A 22,182-nucleotide genomic window follows, 5' to 3' on the forward strand; every position below is an offset into this window, starting at 1 on the left:
TGGAGTTATCTAATATGAACAAGTTTGTGAAAATCGCAGCCACCGCTACAACTGCCCTGCTAACGACAACCGCCATATTAATGGGCTCTTCAGCAGTGTTTGCTGCTACAAAATGGGATATGCCTACACCTTATGCTGATGGTATCCACCATACTAAAAATGTGCGTCAGTTTGCAGAAGATGTAAAAAAACTCAGTAAAGGTGAGTTAGAAATTAAAGTACATTCTGGAGCCTCGTTGTTTAAGCATGGTGAAATTCACCGAGCTATTCGCACCGGCCAAGTACCAGTCGGCGAATTATTTATGGCTATTTTGGGCAATCATGATGAAATATTTAAACTGGATAACATTCCTTTTTTAGCCACGGACTTTGCATCAGCCAAAAAGCTCTGGGACAGTTCCCGGCCTGCAGTAGAAAAAAGCCTGGCTAAAGATGGTTTAAAGTTATTATTTGCTGTTCCCTGGCCACCACAAGGTATTTATTCAAAAAAGCCGGTTGAGGCGATTGATGATCTTGCAGGTCTGAAAATGCGTTCTTACAGCCCTACTTTATCGCGACTATCAGTGCTGTTAAAAGCCACACCTACTACTGTACAAACGCCAGAAATTCCTCAAGCATTCAGCACTGGGATTATTGATACAATGATCACATCACCTTCAACGGGAGTCAGCAGTCAGGCGTGGGATTATGTATCTCAATACAATGATGTACAGGCTTGGATTCCGAAGAATATGGTGATTGTCCATAATCGCAGCTTTAAACGACTGCCCAAAACAGTGCAAACTGCCGTATTAACTGCTGCTGCCGAAGCAGAAAAACGAGGCTGGGAAATGGCAGAAAAAGAAACCAACATAAAAACAGAAGCCCTGGCTAAAAATGGTATTAACGTAACCAAACCAGATGCAAAGCTTCAAGCTGATCTAGCTAAACTGGGTGAAATAATGACTAAAGAATGGGCCAAAGCCGCGGGTGATAGAGCTAAACAGATTCTTGAAGCCTACAACAATAAATAATAACAAGTAATATGAATTATGCAAAATCCAACGACAAATCAGTCCGCCACTAGCCCTCCACCCCCTTCACGGGTAAGAGGTATGTTGAACTTTATTTACAATGCTTCAGGGGTATTAGCTGGCATTTGCATTTTAGCCATTACGTTATTAATTTTGGCACAAAGTATCGGTCGTTGGTTTGGTACAATTATCCCGTCTACTGAAGATTTTGCAGGATATTTATTAGCAGCCTCCAGCTTTTTGGGACTAGCCTATACCTTCCGCCATGGTGCTCATATTCGAGTTAATTTAGTGTGCAAGCATTTGCCTCAAGCCATTCGCAGCAAACTGGAAATCAGTGTTCTGCTTGTTGCTGTGTTGCTTGGGTTATTTATGAGCTACTACATGGCTTATATGGTGTATGAGTCGTATATTTTTGAAGAAATATCGGCTGGCTATATACCCGTACCTTTATGGATTCCCCAAATAGCACCAACCGCAGGTTTAGTCATTTTTACTTTGGCTTTAATCGACGAATTAATCACGCTATTAATGGGTAACCAGCCAGCTTATATGCAGGCAGAGGAACAGAGCAACTTAGAAGTGCTACCTGAGGAGGGATGCTAATGGAAACACTCACTATTTCGTTGATTGTTATTATTGGCTTATTTACTTTTCTAGCCGCGGGAATGTGGGTTGGACTCTCGCTATTTGCAGCAGCTTTAGCCGGCATGTATTTCTATGGTAATGATGCCTTTGGAAATATTTACGCGACATCCACTTGGGGTGCTATTTCCAGTTGGTCACTAACCGCCTTACCCCTCTTTATCTGGATGGGGGAAATTTTATTTCGAACCCGCCTGGCAGAGGATTTATTTAAAGGATTAAGCCCCTGGTTACAACGGATACCAGGAAAATTATTGCATGTTAACATCATCAGTTGCGGTATTTTTGCAGCAGTTTCTGGCTCTTCCGCTGCCACAGCGGCTACTATTGGCAAAATGACAATGCCCGAACTACGTAAGCGGGGCTATTCAGACAAAATGTCAATAGCCACTTTAGCCGGTTCAGGAACGTTAGGTTTATTAATTCCTCCCTCTATTATTTTAATTGTTTACGGGGTAGCAGCCGAGGTATCCATTGCTCGACTATTTATTGCGGGTATATTACCCGGTATTTTATTAGTCAGTTTATTTATGGGCTTCACCATGCTTTGGTCAGCCTTTAATAAACGCAACTTGATGGCTACCAATCAGGTTGAACAACCAGTAGAAAGTCTGAGTTTTAAAGCTAAAATAAAGCAAACTGCCAGTTTAATCCCAGTTGTTGCACTGATTACTTTCGTGCTTGGCTCTATTTACGGAGGCCTAACCACCACTATCGAAGCCGCCGCGTTTGGGGTTGTCGGTGCCTTAGCTCTATCGCTGATGACAGGCACCCTAAGCAAAAAAACCTTTATGGAAAGCTTAATGGGGGCCACTAAAACCGCTTGCATGATTGCGCTAATTTTGGCTGGTGCCGCGTTTCTTACTACCGCCATGGCATTTTTAGGCTTACCTAAAATGCTGGCCACTATGATCGCTGAACTGAATCTATCGAATTTTATGCTATTGTTAGCGCTAACAGGATTATTTATTTTTCTTGGCTGCTTTCTTGATGGTATCTCTGTAGTAGTACTCACTACATCTGTGGTACTCCCTATGATCAGTCAAGCCGGTATCGACCTGTTATGGTTTGGTATTTTTATTGTATTGGTAGTAGAAATGTCCCAAATAACGCCCCCTGTTGGTTTTAACCTATTTGTGATCCAGGGGCTTACAGGAAAAGATTTGTGGTACATAGCCAAAGCGGCATTGCCATTCTTTTTACTCATATTAATGGCAGTGCTATTAATTATTATATTCCCAGACATTGTCACCTTCCTCCCCGCACAGATGACAACGAATTAATCGATAAGGTAATGAAATGGCTGATGACCAAGAGCTTAATTCCATCGTTTCATCTTCTCACCTAGTTTCCGAGCTAAGTCGGGAACTCAGTGAATTTGAATATGGGCTAACCATTGCCAACAACTCTTTTCAACGCTGGATGCTTCACTGCTCTAGCAGCAGTGGTGTCAATGAACTGACACCGCTAGACGTATTAGTGATTCATCACATTAATCATCGGGAACGTCCCAAAAAAGTATCAGACATCTGTTTTATTCTTAACCTGGAAGATACTCATACAATCTCCTATTCTGTACGCAAACTGGTCAGCCTAGGCATGATTGTCGGCACTAAACAAGGTAAGGAAACTTTTTATAATACAACCGAATCTGGTCAAGACTATTGCCAAAAATACCGTAAAATCCGTGAAGCCTGTTTAGTTAACTCGTTAAAAGCCTTAAATCTATCGAATAAAGAGTTAGGTGAAGTGGCCAATGCGTTACGGATGTTGTCAGGTATTTATGATCAGGCTTCCAGAGCAGCAGCATCACTATAAACAGTTTTGTAGATCATATCATTTTCAAAAAAAGTATGGTTGTGCCAAGTGGCACGCTACCCAGCATATTTCAATATATCACTTGGGTATTCAGAGCTTGAAACTAAAAGAACTTAGATGTAATTTTATCAAGCTCTCCATTACTTCTCATACTCTTTATTACACTGTTAATCTTAGGGATAAGATACCTTTTTTCTGATTTTTTTGAAAATGCCATTCGATATTGATAGACAATGTAAGGTTTTTCAGCGTGCTTTATTTTTCCCTTATACTTAGGGTTAAGCCGAATAAACTCCCCTGCTTCAGCCTGATTGGCTAACATAACATCTATTCGCCCAAGTAACAGCTTTTCAAAGTTTTGAGATAGTCTAGTTACTTCATTCACATTCAATGACAGTGTCTTTCTTGCTTGATCAAAGTTAGTCCCGTAATTAAAGCCCGCAACAACACCAATATTAAATTTTTTTAAATCTTCAAATGAGTTCCAACTAACCTCTTTTTCTCTGGCAGCAGAATAATAAACATACCCTTTGATTTCTAAATGTGGCTCGGTGAACTCTAAAAACTGCTGCCTTTCTTTATTTATACTAAGTACAGTTAGCGCATCCCTGGTTCCATTTTTCATATGAATCAGACAACGTTTCCAAGGAAATAGCTTAAAATCCATTTTAACATCTAAGTAAGAAAATATACCTTTCATCAAAGACAAAGATAACCCTTTAGTAGGAGTCCCTTCAGCTTCGTATGAATAAGGTGGAGAACTGGCCTCTTCTGCAAGTAGTATTACATTATTATTATCTGCATGAAGGCTCGATATTAAAAAAAAAGATAACCCCCCAAACAAAAGGGATGATTGAATTAGTCTATGCATAATAACTCAAAAGCTAAATTTCAAACATTAAATGTAACCTAGCACTACCAAACTCAAGCGTCAAAAAGACAGACTAGTAATTTGTTACTCATAGAGTATCTAAAGTAAATACTCTATGTTATGTTACCAAATATGCCAAACCTTATTTATACAAACACTACATACCCTGTTTCTGTCAACTAAAAATATAATAAAAAGCTTTAATTTTATAACTATTAATTCTTTATAAGTAATAGCCCTACCTGACACCATTATGCTAATTAATCTTAATTAGAATACCTCAAAACTAATATAAGTTTGCTTATGCTTAAAATCAATCAATATGGTCGTAGTCCTATTGCAAGAAAACTTTTATTTATTACCGTTAGTGTAAGTACCCTAATCGCTCTCATCATCACCTTAATTCAGTTAGCTCATGATTATTACCAAGACATTAAACGTATTGAAACAACTATAGAACAAATAAGAATTACCAATGTACCTAGTTTAGTAGTTTCCTTGTGGGATGTTGATCATATTCAAACCGGAATACAGCTAAAATCTCTAATGAAAATACCTGAAGTAAAGTTTGTACAAGTAATACCACACCAAACTTCACCAATATCCTATGGTGATAATTTAGAAAAAGGATTTTTTGTAAAAAACTACAGTTTTAAATTAGCAAAAAAATCAAAAAATGATTCAACAGAAACAGACTTAGGGATACTTAATGTCACCTACAACTTAAAGTCAATTTATATTAAACTAGCAGAAAAATTAGGACTAATATTTTTCTTAAACTGCTTAAAGACCCTAACAGTTTCTTTTATTATTTTATTTGTATTTTGGAAATTAGTAACAAGCCATCTTATCAACATAACCGAACAACTTAACCAACATAGAAGGCTAATTACTGATAGTGATGACTCCATTATAAGCGATCCAGATAGCCAAGGAGAAATCAGCTCTCTTGTAAAGAGTATAAATAAACTATACTCTTATCTAAAAGAAAACAAAACAAGTAAAAATCTTAATGACGAAGACGCAATAGTTAGCACCGAATTTTTAGCAGACTACTGTTTAGTTCAATCAGCAAACGAAAAAAATATGTCTCGCAGTCTAATTATTAGATTGAATGGAGAAATAACTAAATTACTTACCGAGTTTGAAGATTCAAAAAAAAAACAACCCGACAATTAAAGCCACCTCAATTTTTTCTGCGAATATAGAAAAAATATTCAAAACAAAAAACGAGCCTAACAACAATATATTTATATACAAAGAGGATTTATACAAAATTATAGATAAATTATCATTTCCGTCAATGAAAAATCATGTAGTCATAGAAGATGAAGTTGTTTTTTGCGCAACACCCTTAGTAATTAGGAGATTATTATGGGTTATTTACTACTCAATATACAATACCGACAAACCTAACTCATTAAAAACCAGCATATACAAAAAATACATGAATATACATATATTAATTTCTTATTCAACCAGCAACAGCTCATGTCAAGACACAGCTAACCAAGCGACAAATACATATTTTTCATTCTATGTAATAGAAACCTACATTCAACATGAACTAAAAGGTAGTTTTTTACATGAAGTTGTTGACAATTCAATTAATGAGTGGATCATTTCATTCCCTTCACTTGTTTAACTTTTTATTCAACTACTTTAGGCTTCATAATAAAATTTTTTCTATAACTTAAAAGCCTTCATAGAGTTTTGTAAAGGCTTTATACATAAGCTAGACGCTAGCGTTAATATACTCATCAACCGTTACGCTATTTCTCCCAATTTCAGCAATAACTAACTCTGATAGTTTCGCTAAATCTTGGTTCGTTGCATTAGTAAGCGCTTCTAAAAACTTTCCAATCGTTAAACCAACCACCTTTTCATTGCTATAAAGATAGCCTGGGCCAGTGGCTGAGTCGACTAATAGGTGCCGTCCTCTCGCCCCATCATAGCGGAACCAAATATAATCCATCAGCTTGTCTTGTTGGCTATACACTCGCCAATTTTGCGGATCAACAATAAAACCACTATTTTCATCGTTATTAGATTGTGTCTTGCTTGTAAAGTGCCAGCGACCATTTTCTAATACGTTTGCTTCAAAAGGTGCAATACGCGAGTTCACATTCACCTTAGATGGGTCTGAAAAATCTATCTCAACATGATCATTGTGTTGCGTTTGATAGCTAATGATTTTACGCTCTGCGTCATATTTAGCATGCTTATATTCATAACCTTGCATATCAAAGACTTTTCCTGCATTTGCATCGACAATTATCCCATTAGGCAAACGCCATAAGTCATTTTTATAGTTTTTAAATAATCCAGGTAAGCTATCATCCTCTTTATCAAGCACACTGGTTTCCCTCGGCAAAGTAGGTACAGATGATTGCTCTAAAGCTGTTTGTAATAGAAAATTAGGAGTATCTTGCATCAGTCGTCCCTGATTATCCGTATAATACCTCACGAATGAATCATCATATTTCACAGTGAATTCAATATTTTCAGACAGTCGTTCATTCGTCTCCACAGCTATTAAAGGAGACTCGATGTCAGTTGTTTTATTGACAAGCATATTATCCTGAATTTTGACATCTTCGAAATGTAAACCATTCAGCTTGAAACTATCGCCATTCAGAATTGCATTTAATTGTAAATTAACCCCTTGATCCGCAATAAACGTCATTGCTTTGTTAGAAGACGAACGTTGAATAGTGGCTCGCCCTTTACCACGTAGCTGTAGCTGCGTATCATCTCCATTTACAGTAATAGTCTTATCGGTCTGTAGATAGACCAAATCATCAGGAATAAGCGCCAGACCGGATAATTGTTGATTTAATTCCAGTAATGCAATTTGCTCCTCACCTAATGTCACATTACGCCCTTGTTGATCCCTGGCTAGGATTAACACTTTAGATTTATCATCAATCGCTAAACTCCGTTCACCTTCACTTAATCGGTTAGTGATTTTTAAACCATTGCCCCCCAATTCAAATGTTAAATCCTCAATCGCTCCCCAACCTGAAATATCAATCAGCGTTGACTCAACACCTTCAGCAGCTGCATTATGAACAACAACGTTACCCTTGACTTGATTACCCAGTAAAATGGCTGACTGGGTATGACCCACATTAATCACTGCATTACCAATGTTTTCTATTTGAAAAACATTATTTTTTCCGTTCCCTGTAGCTAAGTTCAAGGTGTCAGCCCCACCTAACACAAACGTTTTGCCACTAATTACTTTATCTTGCTGATTGACTCGTAAATCAGCATCTATCCTATCCGTTTTTTCATTACCTCGAACAATAAAGCTTTCAGTGCTTGTTGTAGTCAAGCTTGAGCTATTATCACTTTCAGTAATGATAATGCTTGTATCATCACCTAAAGCGGCAGTAGCTGGTGGAATACGGATTACATCACCCGCCCATAACCCTCTTTTTGCAATGTTTGGATTAGCTTCCTGTAACAGTCTATATTTTTCACCATCCCCATAATGAGAACGGGCTATTTCCCACCATGAATCACCACGCGCCACTTGATATTCCAGCACCGGAATGGTGAGTACATCATCAGCCCATAATCCCCTTTTCGCAATATCCGGATTGGCTTTCTGTAATACTTCGTATTTATGGCCATTATTGGCACCAAAATACCGCTGAGTAATTCCCCACCATGAGTCACCCTTTTGTACATGATAAGTAACAGCTGGCTTCGCTGTAATACTAATGTGGTTATTTTTTTGCGTAGAATCATACTGATTATTTTCTGAAATGGGTGGAATACGGATTACATCACCTGCCCATAACCCTCTCTTTGCAATGTCTAGATTGGCTTGTTGTAATATTTTGTATTTTTCACCATCCCCATAATGAGAACGGGCTATTTCCCACCATGAATCACCACGCGCCACTTGATATTCCAACACCGGAATGGTGAGTACATCATCAGCCCATAATCCCCTTTTTGCAATATCCGGATTGGCTTTCTGTAATGCTTCATATTTATGGCCATTATTCGCACCAAAATACCGCTGAGTAATTCCCCACCATGAATCGCCTTTTTTCACTTTATAATTGACACTTGCATGAGGCTTTAAAATAAATGAAGCAGTATCTTGACCTTCATCACCATGAAAATAAAGATGCGAAGGTTGAATAGATGCAGGATCAGCTTCTCTATTGCCAGTTAAAGCCGTTAATCCACCCGCACTGTAAACCACTGAATCATTTTCATCTTTACCAAAATACGTTTGCTCTGTCGCCTTGGTAGAGATAAAACTATTTTCTTTATCATTAAAACCATGAATAAAACGGCCTTGGTCTTTACCACGAACAGCAAATGCTAATGTCCTGCTCCCAGTATTTTCACGAATAGCTGTGTCCGTCACTGAATCTATATGCTGATAGTCTGCTTCATTGGGGTTAAAACCATCATTAACATTATAATAAATAGCTTTGTTCAAGCTCCCAAAGCCTCGCTTTTCAGTCATAATACTTGATGGCCCATTATTAAGGGTATGAGGAGTTAACCGATTAATTTCATCGTTACTCACGCCAAGTTCTCTTAACATTTGATTAGATGCTTCAAGCTCTTGAGCCGTCATTTTTCTCATTGAAGGATGTTCCCCAAAAAGAAACGTTGAAGCATCCGGATACATTGCAGAGGTATCCGTTTTTACATCGCCAGATAATCTAAATATTTGATCAATGCGTTCTTTTTGATCAGCAATCAACTCTTTACGGTCATCTATTGCTTTCTGTCGACGAGACTCTTGCAACTCACGATGCCAAGGGGTTTTATCATCCAGTCCAAAGAATGCCGCTGCACCATACCCTAGCTTTTCATACCAGGCTAATGGGCGGACTTCTTTTTCAAAGTTTTCAACTGTCTTCGCCGCTTGAATACCTTGACTGATGGCAGAAGCCACTAATGCCCCAATGGCTAGGATAGGCCCTGCAGGAGTTGCAGCAAAAGCAACTGCACCTATTCCTAATATACCGCTGGTGATGTCAAATACTGATGAAGCAATTCCATATTTATCGCCATTTCTAATCGCTGCATCTAATCCAAAAGCACCACTGACAATATCCAAGCCACCTGTAATAACACCTAATGGACCAGCCACTTTACCTAATTTTCCCAACTTACCCAGTTTTGCCAAACCATCTGAACCTCCAAATGCTTTTGCTAATGCTTTTGTGGCTGCACCGGATTTAGGCAGTTTTAAATTCAGTTTTTTGGCTAAATCACCGATGGTCGCAACGCCTGACAGTACTTCTTCTGCAGCACCTAATAATGTTGAAGAAGCTTGTAATCGTTCTAAAGGTGAACTGCCAATACCATACTCACCTAAAACTCTTAAGCCATTAGCCGTACCAAATGCGGAATAGGCTGATAATACTTTTGATGTATGGCCATTGCCATTTTCCAGGATGCGTTTACGACTATTATATCGTTTCTCAACAATATCAGTTAAATTAAGCTTCAGCTTATTGTCCTGTAAAGAGGTTTCAATTTTTTTGCTTAACACCGATTCAGGCGCCGTTTGAACAACTTGTGATTTATTTAATGCTTCAGCAACTTTTGTCAGATCAGTTTTATTACTCAGTTCAGCCCCTGCTGCTTCACTATTTTTGTTAAGCCATTGTTTAACCCGATTACGAAGTGCCTGAACTGCTGGCCCATCACCTTCTACCGGATAACTATTATCACTGGGTATATATCCTGGTATATTAGGATATTGCTTGTTATACCTAGGGTCTGCTGCTAATACTGCATGAAATAAACAGTCTCCATCTTTAGGTACGTCTATTTTTTCACCATTGATGATGACTTGATAATGGTCCGCTCCATTTTGAAACAGTTTAATTGGCTCACCAGTTAAACGTTTACCAGTCAACCCTTGTTTAATTGAAATATTGTGTGCACCAGGAATGGTGGTTGTAATCTCTAAAGGGCGCCCTAATGCAGATGCAATCAATAAAGGGACATGATCACCACCTTCAAAGTTATAACTACCACGCGAGCTGATACGATCAGAAAAATATTGAACGATATCGCGATTATTCAGTGCTGAAGAGACTTTATTATTTTTATCATACGTTATTTTATAGCTACCATCACTTTCAATGTTAACTTCCGTAACGTGAGCGCCATTAAATAGGTTATCAGAATTAATTGCTTGAATTAATTTGCCTTTTTCAGTCGTTGCCCACTGATGTAACTGCCCTAAAAAATTATCAAAGTCTGCTGCATTGCTGGCAAGGTTTCTTGCTTGTAAGATAAAGTCTGCTTCATTTTTACCCAGTTGCTCATTGCCTGAAACAATGGATGTTTTTTTCAATAACAGCCGATTTCGCTCAAAGTTGTCAGTATCATGAAGTAAAGCCAGCGTTGCTCGATCAAAGTCCCAACTCACCTGTTTCTGACTGTCACTGAATAGTGATTCGTTAAAATCAGTATCATGGGTGATAAGCTGTCCATTAACTTTTAGTCCAAGTTCATAAGCTTCCGATTTTTTTAGTGTTACTGAAGCACCATTATCACTATGTAATACAACCGTTTTATCATTTGCCCGAATTTTGTCGTACTCAGTTTGTATATTAGTCACTGAGCGATCTGCTGGGTTGAATGTACTACTAGCGTCTATTGTTGGCCGATTAGTTTGACCGCCCTGCGAAACATAATCAGGTGCTGGTTCATAAGGAGATTGCCGTAACGAGGAAAATTGCTGATTAAAATTATCCTTGGTTACCAGCACTTTATAAGCTCGGCTATCACCTTCTACATTTAGCAGACTTGCTAAAAACTGATTTACAGCATTGTCATTTTGATGTTGTTTATTATTAAAAGATTTGATCTGCTGCCCTTGGGTGTTATAAACACGTATTTGATCATTCTGAGTGCGAGTAACCGTATATACCGGCACCCAATAATCGCCAAACTGTTGTGTAATCACGGCTCCACCCGTGGTAGCACTTTTCACTTTACTGGCTGCTTCTGCAGCTGCCTGTGTTGAATTTGCTGTTCCTTTATGGCGAGAATAATCTATCGTTTCAAAAATAGTTGAGTTATCACTATAATTAGCTTCTTTACCCAAGTTTTCTAAATAACTATCAAACTGGGTAATCATCGCTAGTTCTTTATGAGATGCCTGGCCCGTTGCCTCCAGTTGTCGTATCCGTTCAATTTGCTGGCTATTTTCAGCAAAATCTTTACGACTTGAGCTTGGCTTGTCACTTACATCATTATGAATAAGTTGCAATGCACGGCCACGATTTTGATATAATGAGCTGATCCCACGCGTCTTATCAGTAATCGTTGAGATGCCTAATCCAGTAATCACTTGCTCCTTGTGAATAGTATCATTTATTTTTAATTCATTTGTACTATTAACACTAACAAATACTAACCCTAAACCGCGTTTATGCTTGATATTGCGATCTTCTACCAAATTGTATCCCGATAATTCAAAATTATTCTGGTTATCTAATATTGCTTCAATTTGTTTTTTAGAATCACTTGACAAACTATCAGCTGTCTGCTGACCTACAATTTTATTAATTGCTTGATATTGGCTATCTTTAAGGCGAAACTCCAGGTTAAGTGTCGTATTACCCCCATCAACTTGATGCTTCAGGACATTCTGCAAACGCCACTTTGCATCAGGGTCATTGGCAAAAAAACGTTTTAGTGATGAATATTTATTAATAGTACTCTCTAAATGATCACTATCAATAGTAATGCCTGTAACATTAACAAACCGATTGGTTTTCAATGCTTGACCACTTTCACCAGGGATAATATCACTAGGTTTAGGCTGACTTGGTTGCTTGCCTTTAATTTTTTCTCCCCATTCGGCAAGTGTTTTTTCATCTAAAATAGCAGATGAAAATAAACCGCCACCACCAATCGTAGTCGATACATCGGGAGAAGTACCTTCAGGACTAATATCTGGATAAGTAATTTTGGCTGGTCTTGACCAAATTGTTGAAGATAACTTAAACTTTGCTTTTTTAAAGTCAAAAAAATCAACGTTACCGTCTTTATCTGCAGTTAAACTAAAATCAGGATTTTCAGCATCATAGCCAGACTCTGCTTTCCATTTTAATACTTTATCGTTGGTTAAGTGGGCTGCAACGCCATACATCACCCCTCCAGAGCGTCCTACACCTACCGTACCATCATCACCACTATTAATAGGCGAAGGGACTGTTGCCCCCAGCTTTATCTGACCATCCACTTCAACGATAATTGGCTTTACTTCCAGTGATTTACTCACTTGAATACTGTTTTTACCATTGGGTTTTCGCTGGGCATTATTCGCCACCCACTCCAAACTGAGTTTCTGATCGTCAATTTGTGCCAATTTGTCGATAAACTGCGTTAATTTTTCCCCTGAAAAATACGCTGATACTCGCTGGTCTCTAGTTGTTTTACCCAGTGTTGCATCAACTTCAGCATGGGTACCCAACATATATCGTGACATTGGTGAATAAACCCCAAGCTCTAAAGTTAGACCTTTAAAAGTGGAGTTTCCTCCCATTGTTATTTTAATACCACTCGCATCCCGCTCAAATTTAAGGCTGTTTTCTCCTTCAATACCTACCTTGGCCATTACCCCCGTAAATGTTGTACCGACACTCGTGCTTGGCCACTTTAAATCAATTCCTCCACTGCCACTCAACGAAAAAGAAGCATTTTCAGGCATTGTTTGTAAAAATTTGGTAAATCCCCCAGCAATTTCCTGGTTCGACGCACTTGTAGATAAGCCTAATAGTTTTCTCAGCTGTTCTTTTACACCATTTCGATGAAATAGCTCTTCAGTATTGGCAAGATTCGTTTTTAAATTGTCCTCAACCTGCTTTGCATTGCCTTGAAATAAGTTTCGAAAAGTAGAGTTTAAATTTTCGCTACTTTTAAACCAGTTAACAATAGCTGATTTAATATCACTTTTTTCTTGCGCATAATTACCGAGCTGAGGACGGTTAATTGCCCCAATACTGACATCCATTTGGCCTAGCTTACCTGTTGTATACATTCTATCCCAGGCTTGCTCCCAAGCTGTTTTAACTTTTCCTCGATTACTGTGCTGATTGTTAGCTTCTACTTGCCTATCAACAGCAGCATCCACTCCCGTATTTTTTCCTAATAACTTATCCAGTATTTTTCTGGCATCGGGACCAATCCGACTAATTAAATTCACTTTACTGGGATCATTGGATTCAGGACGATCTTCTGTTAGCCACTCATTTTCTTCAGTTGGTTGTTTCGATAATGAATTGACAAGCTGACTTGTTAAGCCGGTTGCGTTGTTACCCCTTTGGGTATTTTTTCCAGTTGATTTACTATTAACATTATCTCGACTCAAGTCAGATTGCTTAGTAAACTGATTACGGCCTGAGTGTTCAGAAGACACTATTTTCATATATTATTCCTAACAGCTTGACACACAAAAAAACACTAATTTATTTTATTTGTATAGACACTTTTTTTATTTTTAATTAAAAGCACAACCAAAAACCATATACTTTAACCTTATTATATTTATATTAGTTACCACCATTAACTATCATAATATAAGTATCTCAAAATACAGACACCCTACAAATTCATAAAAAATGTTATCTTCATCACACACAAACCAGGATTATTATTTTTTTTAGTGGGTATTTAATCCAGCCCATATTTTTTGGATTATGTTGCAACCCTAATATATTTATTATTCTTATTCCCCCCCAATTACCTTTTATTTATAGCCTCATCACTTAATAGTGACGCCGACAAAACACTCTCACATTGGGTAGAAAACAACGGTGGTGATTCAAATCCATACTTGACTAAATATCGCACAAATACGCTGAGTGAAATAATGACTGCTTTTGTTTTATGATAGGCAATACTTATAATGATAGTTCTCGAAGAGTAAGTTTTGGCTACTGTTAATATGCTGTGTATTCAGTGCAATAAGAAGGAAGGCAGTAGCCAACAGGCTACTGCAAAGTCATCATGGGTTTATGATGAATTAATCGTTCGTCACGAGGAGGGATACCAAAACAATCCCGATAGCGTTTGCTGAAATGGGGGGTAGAAACAAAACCACAGGCGGCTGCAACATCAATAATGGATAAATTGGTTTGTTGCAGCAGCTGACGTGCTCGTTGTAAACGTAATTTTAAATAATATCGTGATGGGGAACAGTCCAGGTATTTTAAAAATAACCTTTCCAGTTGACGACGGGATAATCCAACATAACTGGCTAGTTCGTCTAGGGAGATAGTTTCTTCTAAATTGGCTTCCATCAACGCAACCGTTTCAACCAGTTTTGGTTGAGTTACACCAAGAGTATGCTTAAGTGGCACCTTTTGTTGTTCTACTTCAGTACGAATTCGGTCGTATAAAAACATTTCAGAAATATCTGCACTGAGTGACCGATCATGCTCACGACTGATTAAGTCTAACATCATATCCAAGGGTGCTGTACCACCACTACAAGTTACCCGGTCACGATCAAAACGAAACAGGCCATTGCAAATATTCAGTTTTGGAAATTCTTCCTTAAAACTGGCCATATACTCCCAGTGAATTGTACAACCATAGCCGTCTAATAAACCGGCCTTGGCTAATAAGTAACTACCTGTACAAATAGCACCCAACTTTATTTTCTTTTTTGCTTGGCGTTGCAACCATTGCAATAGCGTTTTATTACACTGCTCCTTAACATGTAATCCCCCACAGACAATAATCCAATCAAACACTTGATTCATACTTTCCAAGTCACCATCAACATTCACAGTAACCCCATCGCTGGCAGTAACCGGATTACCATCAGCAGAAAGGATTTTCCACTGGTAAAGCGGTTGCTGGGAAATATGATTGGCCATCCGTAAAGCTTCAACTGCAGATACCTGCGAGATCATGGTGAAGTTATCCACCAATACGAAGCCTATAGTGCGGAGAATAGAGTTACTCATCATCATATTGCTAACTCCTCAAAGGCAAGACAGACCACAGTCAATTTATTGTTGTTTATCATATATTTGTAATTTTTTATTACTTTAATACAACCAATTTTATTGTCTATTTTTTACACAAAAATTGGCGCGACACCAACTTTTTTTAGCATTTCCTGAACTACGTTAACAGCCTTTCAATAGGCTTAATCTCGTCTCAGCAGCTAACGCCCATTACAATCGAGTGTAGGGCTTCACTTATAACGCTCATCAGCGGTATATTGCAGTTTAATTAAAGCTATCTTGCTGTAGAACAAAACGAATAACAAAAGTCTGTTTCTGAGGAGCAATAATGAGTCGCTGGGCTGGCATTGAAGCATTTGTGGAAGTCGTAAAGCAAGGGAGTTTTTCCGCCGCTGCCGAGCAGCTGAATGTCTCTAACTCCCATGTAAGCCGGTTAATTTCTCGCCTGGAAGCCCGACTTGGTGCTCAACTGCTTTATCGCTCAACCCGTAAAGTCACATTGACTGATGTAGGCAGAGTCTATTTTGAACAGTGCCAACACTTGCTAAGTGGCTTTCAACAGGCAGAACTTTCTGTTTCAGATATGCAAACTACGCCACAAGGTATGTTACGTATGACAGTGGCCACCACCTTTGGTGAGCGGTTTATTATCCCACTGTTAAATGACTTCTTAATGCAGCATCCTGCCCTATCTATAGATGTTAATCTGAGCAACCAAAACTTGGATATTATTCAAGGAGGCTATGACCTGGCAATTCGAATGGGCATTCTTAAAGACTCAACACTAATTGCCAAACGAATTGCTCCCCGCCGGTTATTTATCTGTGCAGCACCAAACTACTTAAAGCAATTTGGTACCCCTCACACCCTTTCTGAGCTTCAGCAGCATAACTGCTTAATTGGTTCAACCGATTATTGGCTGGTTCAATTGGAAGGTAAATTAAAAGAGTATCGTGTCAGGGGACGTTGGCGCTGTAACAGCGGACCTGCATTATTTAATGCTGTCAGGAAAGGCCTCGGACTCACCCAGCTGCCGGATTATTATGTCAAACCCGCTATTGAGCAAGGGGAACTACGGGTGCTGTTAGATCAATACCAACCCCCACAGACAGCTGTATGGGCTGTTTACCCATACAACCGTCATCTGTCCCCTAAGGTACGATTGTTTGTTGACTATTTAAGCCAGCATTTACCGCAAACGTTAGGGTAAGTGCTACCTCTTCTATTATTGAGGTGCTTTACTGGTAATCCCCATTGGCGTATCAATATCATCCCGCTTTGGTAAGTGGCGATATTTTTCCATCGCTTCTTGAGGGTCCGTTATTTGGCATTTACCCACACGCCTTAAAAGCGTATTACCAAAGCCAATCGTTCTCCCAAAATGACCATTTTCCACCCACTCTTTCCAATGACCCGCGCCAACATCGATGGCTTTTTCCACAAAGTCTCGTGGCTGCGCGACTAATGACCATTCCATACCATCATGACCACCATCAACGGTACCATATGGCCACTGAAAATCACCATGCATGAAGACTTGATCCCCCTCTTGTGCCGCTTGACCATTCCAATCAGGATAAGTGTCAGAAACCCAATAATAACGCTGTTGAGTGCTACTTACTGGTGTGGGAGCATAATAAAAGCATAAACCTTGTGTCGCCCACTGCACATGTTTAGGATCCGCATCATTATAAAAAGTAATTAGCCAGCGGTTACCATCCTTTACCAGATCAGGTTCAAATGGAGGTTTCGCAAAACTGACAAATGCAGCACTCAGCAAAATACTACCGAGCAAACTGCATGCTACATTTTTGGACCAGCTTTTTTCATGCGAGCGATGGTTTTTAAGCCATGCTGACTGTTTCATATTCATAACTAAACTCCTTTTAGTAATGAAAATCGTCCAGAAATACAAAAAAATTGTTAGCACTTCTTTCCATTCCTAACAATCATAAAAATCATACTGCAACTAAATTCTAGACAAAAGTCTTATTTTGAAATATTCATTCATCTGTTCACAGCCAAAATAAATATAAAATTATATGACGTAAACTAATTCGTTTTTTATTCACATATCACTAAGATATTAAAAAATAAGCATTATTTTTTAAAGTTTTGACAACTTGAATTATTCTTTTTGACAACCCCCATCAAAACAACCACTTTAAAACCAATTTTTAGTTAACTTATAGCCACTTACCTAAATGAGATTACGCTATACTCAACTTGTTATCTACCAACAATAATAACTATCAAAATAATGGTTCTAATTAACGTATATCCAATATAAAAAACTCACCCAGGGAGGGATTAGTATGTCTAGCGACCTAACAGTTAAAAGTCAAATTTATGCAAAAAATAAAAAGTCTTCTTTTAGCTATCCAATACTAACAGGCATTGCCAGTTTTTTATTAATCTCGCAAGCTTCACTTGCCAATACAGTTGAAATAACCCAAACAGAATCAGGTAATATTCCTGACCAAACAATGTCTGTTCCTTGGGATTTTAAAGTCAGTAAATATACTGGAAAACGTGACCATTTTAAATTGTTTTACGATTGGCTATGGGATGAACAAGATCCATTTAAAGAATATGCCGGCTTCCGCCCTGGTGATTATCATATTTACCTCGCTGAGCGCACAGGTTTAGACTGGGAAAACAAAATTCAATATAAAAAAATTCGGTTGGTAAAACCTGAAGACAGAAACTGGACAGCTACCAAAGAACACCATCAACCCTTTAATGTTACCGATAGTGGTAAAATAGTAGGCTTATATATGGGTGAATGGGGTGTTTGGGAACGTGCTTATACAGCTGACTATATTGCCGCGAATAATATTACCCATCTGTTTTATTCTTTTGTTGGCATTTGTGATTATGAACGCCCCAATGCTACAGAAAATAACGGTTTAGATATTCAGTTTGGAAAAAATTCCAGAAATAAAGCAGTCATGCGAGCCAGCTGTGGCCAAGGCTTAGCACCGGATCAACATGATAATTTAAAAGGCGACCTGGTTAAAATTGGGGTAACCAAAAAACAACGGGACTTTGAAATATCACCTTATGACTATTTAGCTTTTCCTCATTTACTTGAGTCAATTAAAGCCATGAAGGCGCAGTTCCCACATTTAAAAGGCATGTTATCCGTTGGTGGTTGGACACTTAGTGATCCTTTTTATGACCTGGTCAAAACCCCTGAACGTCATCAGGTTTTTATTCAATCGATTATTGATACCGTCAAAACCAACCCAGGTGTATTTGATGGCATTGATTTAGACTGGGAATTCCCTGGAGGGTCAGGATTAAGTCCCGACTTAACAGCAGGCTATATTGAAGACAGTGATAACTTTACGCTTTTTGTTAAAGCACTTCGAAAAGCCTTAACAGCCGAGTTCGGCGAACAGTTTGAGTTAACAGCAGCATTGTCTGCATCTCCTGCTAAACTAGCAGCTGTTGATCTCAATACCCTTAAAGATGATTTTAATTTTATTAACTTAATGACCTATGATCTTTATGGGGCATGGGGCAAAGACCCATCTCATCATGCTGGTGTTTATGCCAAACCAGTTGCAGGCGCCTATAACGTAACAGGTAATGCCACAGATGAATTAGGTAATATTATTTTGCATAATGGCCAACCCGTGCCTCTGACCAAGGTCATGCACAATTACAGTGTAGAAGGTGCTGTTAAAACGATTCAACAACTATACCCTGAATTTCCCATGGCGAAATTAACCATTGGCGCGGCAAGTTATAGCCGTGGTTGGCAATATATTAAGACCCAAGCCAACCATGCGAAATTATTCTGGCATGGCAAAGCCCAACAGTGGAGCAATAGCAATGGTAGCGGATTAGGCAATAAAGGCACATTTGAGTTTGGCGTGAGTGACTTTCGTGATATTTACGATCATTATATGAAAGAAGATACTCAATACTTATATTATGATCGCCAGGCAGAATCCGCTTATATCTGGCAGCCCCATAGCAATCTGAATAATGAAAATTACCACTATGCGCATGTAGAGGCATTTGACTCTCCCCGTTCAGTCATTGCTAAAGGTGAGTTAATTAAAAAATACGGCCTGGGTGGTATTTTCGCTTGGGAAGCTCAAACTGATAATGGCCTCATTTTAAATGCAATGAATGCAGCCGTTTGTAACCCGCTAAAAGATGGCAACTATTACCAATTCAGTCAACCTTATGCTGGGACTGTCACCAGCGAAGTTATTGCCACCGATAACAAAGGTAATCCTACAAAAGTAAGAGAAACCCTCCATTCTGCAGAGACATATCAATTTGATGGTAAAGCCTTTTGTGACTCAACCACGCCAGGTAATCGCCCGCCTCAGGTAACAATCACTGGTCCTAATAAAGTCAAAGCCAATACCATGGTTGTGTTAGATGCTAGTCAATCCACAGATCCTGATGGCGATCAACTTAGTTTTGAGTGGAAAATACCGAATGGTATTAACGTTGATAATACCCAGGTAAGTAAAATACGTTTTACCACACCGGCCGTTCAACAGGATACTATTTTTAAATTTGGTCTTAGTGTGAGTGATGGCCAAGCTAATGTACAACGCTTGTGGTCTTTAACAGTAACCAGTAATGACCCAGGAAATAGTTGCAATAAAGACCCCGATGCTAAAAACTACCCCGCCTGGCAAGCGGACAAAACCTATCAATCAGGTGCTAAAGTCAGTCATAACTATTTAGTCTGGCAATCCAACTGGTGGAACAGTCACAACGAACCAGGTACCAATGAAGCCTGGAAATTATTAAGTAACATTATTCTGGCTTGGCAAGCCAGTAAAGCTTATCCTGCAGGTAGTATTATTCATCATCAAGGCACTCGCTATAAAGCCAAATGGTGGACTAAAGGTGAAGAACCTGGAAAAGCCAGTGTCTGGCAACCCCTAGGTAAGCATCAATGCTTACTAACACTAGCTCAATAAACAACATTTGTTGTTTTTCAGCTTTTGATTGTTTTCAGTATTAATCGAAAGCTGATCCTTTAATGACTTTGTTTATTTACTCTCCCAAGCTGAATTGTTATTTTGTAGTTGTCCCGAACCTAGCTTCAGAATATAAAAAATAATAAAAGGCATGGAGGCACTTAAGATGCAATCCCCCCCTCGTTCACCATTAAGCATAGCCTGCTTATTCGCTAGTTTGTTATCAGTAAGCAGTTGCCAAATGTTCCAACAAACTGAACCACCTGCAACCAACTCACTTGACCATCTATTAGAAAGTCAGTTGTTGCCTACTACTAGTGCGTTTATTAAATACGCAACTTACCGTACACCTGGCCGTACCAATGAAGCGGTTATGCAAAAAAATATGGCCCAGTTAAGAGATTATATCAATGGAGTCATGACTGATTTTAATACCCAGCAGCAACTGGATAAATTTTCTCCCTTTGAGTGGAAACAGCATATTAAAGGTCGTGATTACTGGCTATTTGGCTATCGCATTGGCCGAGGAACAAAAAAAGCATCTATTGTCGCCCACTTAGATACGGTTCCACCAGGCAATAGTGATTGGAAACCCTTTGAAGCCAGGATTGAACAACACCAATACCGTGGCCAGCTTACCGATTTTCTAGTAGGAAGAGGTGCCATCGATGATAAAGGACCTGCAGTGGTCAGTTTATTAACTTTACAATCCCTTGCTAAAGAATTAGATGGCAGTCCTTTACTCGATGATTGGCAACTAGAAATTCTATTTGATACCTCGGAAGAAACGGGTATGAGTATGCCCCACTATATGAAAGACCCTCAGCAGCAGCCTCCTACAGTAGGTGTCGTATTTGATTCCGCTTGGTGCGTCAGGGCAGAAAAAGGGATTGAGCGACCCATTTTCAGTTTGCCGAGACAACCTCACCACTCATACGACCAGTTGTGGATAGCAGACTTGTTCACCCCTGCAGGTCCTTCAAACCAGATTCCAGATACTGCTACAGCTATTATAAAAGGACCCACGAATAAATTAAAAGCGTATGCACAGCAAGTCATGACTGACTATAAACAGTTTACATTTGACGATGCTAATTATCGTCCTGCCAAATTAAAGGCTATGTTAGAGGGTGACCAATTAATTCTAACTACCAAAGTTACAGGTGCACAACATGGTTCTGTTCCTCATGCTAACCGAGCTAGCGGCGCTAACCCTCTGGTATCACTTGCAAACTATTTGGCAGGTAAGGTTAATCAAGGTTATCTCGCTCAAAATGATTTCAGCCAAATAACACAATTTATTGAGTGGGTGTGGGGCACCTATGTTTTTGGAGAAAAACATCCTCAGTTATTACAGGCTTATGATAATGTCTTTCCGAAAAATAATGGCACTACTTATGCCATTACTCGCTTGAAAGCGAATGAGAAACAAATACGACTACGGGTAGATATTCGTTATGCAACAGGCCATCAAACCACTCAATGGGACGGTATTACCGAAGGATTTTTACCAGGCAATAGTCGCTTTAAAGCGATATTTACGGAGCTGACCAATGCATTTAACCAACAGCATAAAAGCCAAGTAAAATTTTTCACTCAACGCTCCACCGCTCCAGACTTACGCCGAGTTGACGGCCCTTTATTTAAATACATTGACGCAGCTTACAAATCAGTAAAAGGTGAAGAATGTCCTCGGCTCGCTATTGGTGGAGGTACTGATGCCAAAGGACACGCTAACTTACTGGCCGTTGGCCCTATGTTTTCTGGTGGCACTATGGGCCCACCAGTAAATTACCATGGGGTCAATGAAGGGGCACCAATTGAGGAGTTAAAGTCCAGCGCCAAAATCCTGAAGCTGACCTTGCTGAATGTGATCAAAAACGAGTAATACGCTTCGTAAA

Annotated in this window: 12 protein-coding genes; 8 read left to right on the plus strand and 4 right to left on the minus strand. The window is 39.0% G+C overall.

Annotation, left to right across the window (positions count from 1 at the left end; translation table 11 throughout):
* Window positions 1-14: 14 nt before the first annotated feature.
* Genes G4Y78_RS17330 through G4Y78_RS17345 form a run of 4 tightly spaced genes read left to right on the plus strand, consistent with a single transcriptional unit; the run spans window position 15 to window position 3,476 of the window.
* Window positions 15-1,013: a TRAP transporter substrate-binding protein gene (locus G4Y78_RS17330; RefSeq protein WP_163834218.1), complete on the plus strand. Its 999-nt coding sequence runs from the start codon at window positions 15-17 to the stop codon at window positions 1,011-1,013.
* An 18-nt stretch (window positions 1,014-1,031) separates the two neighbouring features.
* On the plus strand, window positions 1,032-1,619 hold the full coding sequence (locus G4Y78_RS17335; protein ID WP_222937521.1) for a TRAP transporter small permease: 588 nt from the start codon (window positions 1,032-1,034) through the stop codon (window positions 1,617-1,619).
* The gene (locus G4Y78_RS17340) at window positions 1,619-2,941 is read left to right on the plus strand and encodes a TRAP transporter large permease (protein WP_163834219.1); all 1,323 of its coding nucleotides are present in this window, start codon (window positions 1,619-1,621) and stop codon (window positions 2,939-2,941) included. Before G4Y78_RS17335 ends, G4Y78_RS17340 begins: the two co-directional genes overlap by 1 nt.
* A 16-nt stretch (window positions 2,942-2,957) precedes the next feature.
* Window positions 2,958-3,476 carry a winged helix DNA-binding protein gene (locus tag G4Y78_RS17345; protein ID WP_163834220.1) on the plus strand — a complete coding sequence of 173 codons (519 nt, stop codon included), beginning with the start codon at window positions 2,958-2,960 and terminating at the stop codon, window positions 3,474-3,476.
* Window positions 3,477-3,579: 103 nt separating this feature from the next.
* Here the strand turns inward: G4Y78_RS17345 and G4Y78_RS17350 are convergent, their stop codons facing one another.
* Window positions 3,580-4,347 carry a substrate-binding periplasmic protein gene (locus G4Y78_RS17350; protein WP_163834221.1) on the minus strand — a complete coding sequence of 256 codons (768 nt, stop codon included), beginning with the start codon at window positions 4,345-4,347 and terminating at the stop codon, window positions 3,580-3,582.
* 303 nt (window positions 4,348-4,650) lie between these two features.
* Between G4Y78_RS17350 and G4Y78_RS17355 the strand changes: the two genes are divergently transcribed.
* Complete coding sequence (locus tag G4Y78_RS17355; RefSeq protein ID WP_163834222.1) at window positions 4,651-5,526, plus strand: hypothetical protein; 876 nt, start codon at window positions 4,651-4,653, stop codon at window positions 5,524-5,526.
* Window positions 5,527-6,082: 556 nt separating this feature from the next.
* Here the strand turns inward: G4Y78_RS17355 and G4Y78_RS17360 are convergent.
* Window positions 6,083-13,777, minus strand: coding sequence for a LysM peptidoglycan-binding domain-containing protein (locus G4Y78_RS17360; protein WP_163834223.1), 7,695 nt, complete (start codon window positions 13,775-13,777; stop codon window positions 6,083-6,085).
* 565 nt (window positions 13,778-14,342) lie between these two features.
* A complete protein-coding gene (gbdR, locus tag G4Y78_RS17365) occupies window positions 14,343-15,329 on the minus strand; it encodes a choline metabolism transcriptional regulator GbdR (protein ID WP_163834224.1) in 987 nt (328 codons plus the stop codon).
* Between the two features lie 325 nt (window positions 15,330-15,654).
* Between gbdR and G4Y78_RS17370 the strand changes: the two genes are divergently transcribed.
* Window positions 15,655-16,536, plus strand: coding sequence for a LysR family transcriptional regulator (locus tag G4Y78_RS17370; RefSeq protein WP_163834225.1), 882 nt, complete (start codon window positions 15,655-15,657; stop codon window positions 16,534-16,536).
* 15 nt (window positions 16,537-16,551) lie between these two features.
* Here G4Y78_RS17370 and G4Y78_RS17375 read toward each other — a convergent pair whose 3' ends face one another.
* Window positions 16,552-17,199: a hypothetical protein gene (locus G4Y78_RS17375; protein WP_163834226.1), complete on the minus strand. Its 648-nt coding sequence runs from the start codon at window positions 17,197-17,199 to the stop codon at window positions 16,552-16,554.
* Window positions 17,200-17,641: 442 nt separating this feature from the next.
* Between G4Y78_RS17375 and G4Y78_RS17380 the strand changes: the two genes are divergently transcribed.
* Complete coding sequence (locus G4Y78_RS17380) at window positions 17,642-20,281, plus strand: glycosyl hydrolase family 18 protein (RefSeq protein ID WP_163834227.1); 2,640 nt, start codon at window positions 17,642-17,644, stop codon at window positions 20,279-20,281.
* Window positions 20,282-20,522: 241 nt separating this feature from the next.
* Window positions 20,523-22,169: a M20/M25/M40 family metallo-hydrolase gene (locus G4Y78_RS17385; protein WP_163834228.1), complete on the plus strand. Its 1,647-nt coding sequence runs from the start codon at window positions 20,523-20,525 to the stop codon at window positions 22,167-22,169.
* Window positions 22,170-22,182: the final 13 nt, after the last annotated feature.

Origin of the sequence: Spartinivicinus ruber (assembly GCF_011009015.1) — a bacterium.
Lineage (GTDB): Bacteria > Pseudomonadota > Gammaproteobacteria > Pseudomonadales > Zooshikellaceae > Spartinivicinus > Spartinivicinus ruber.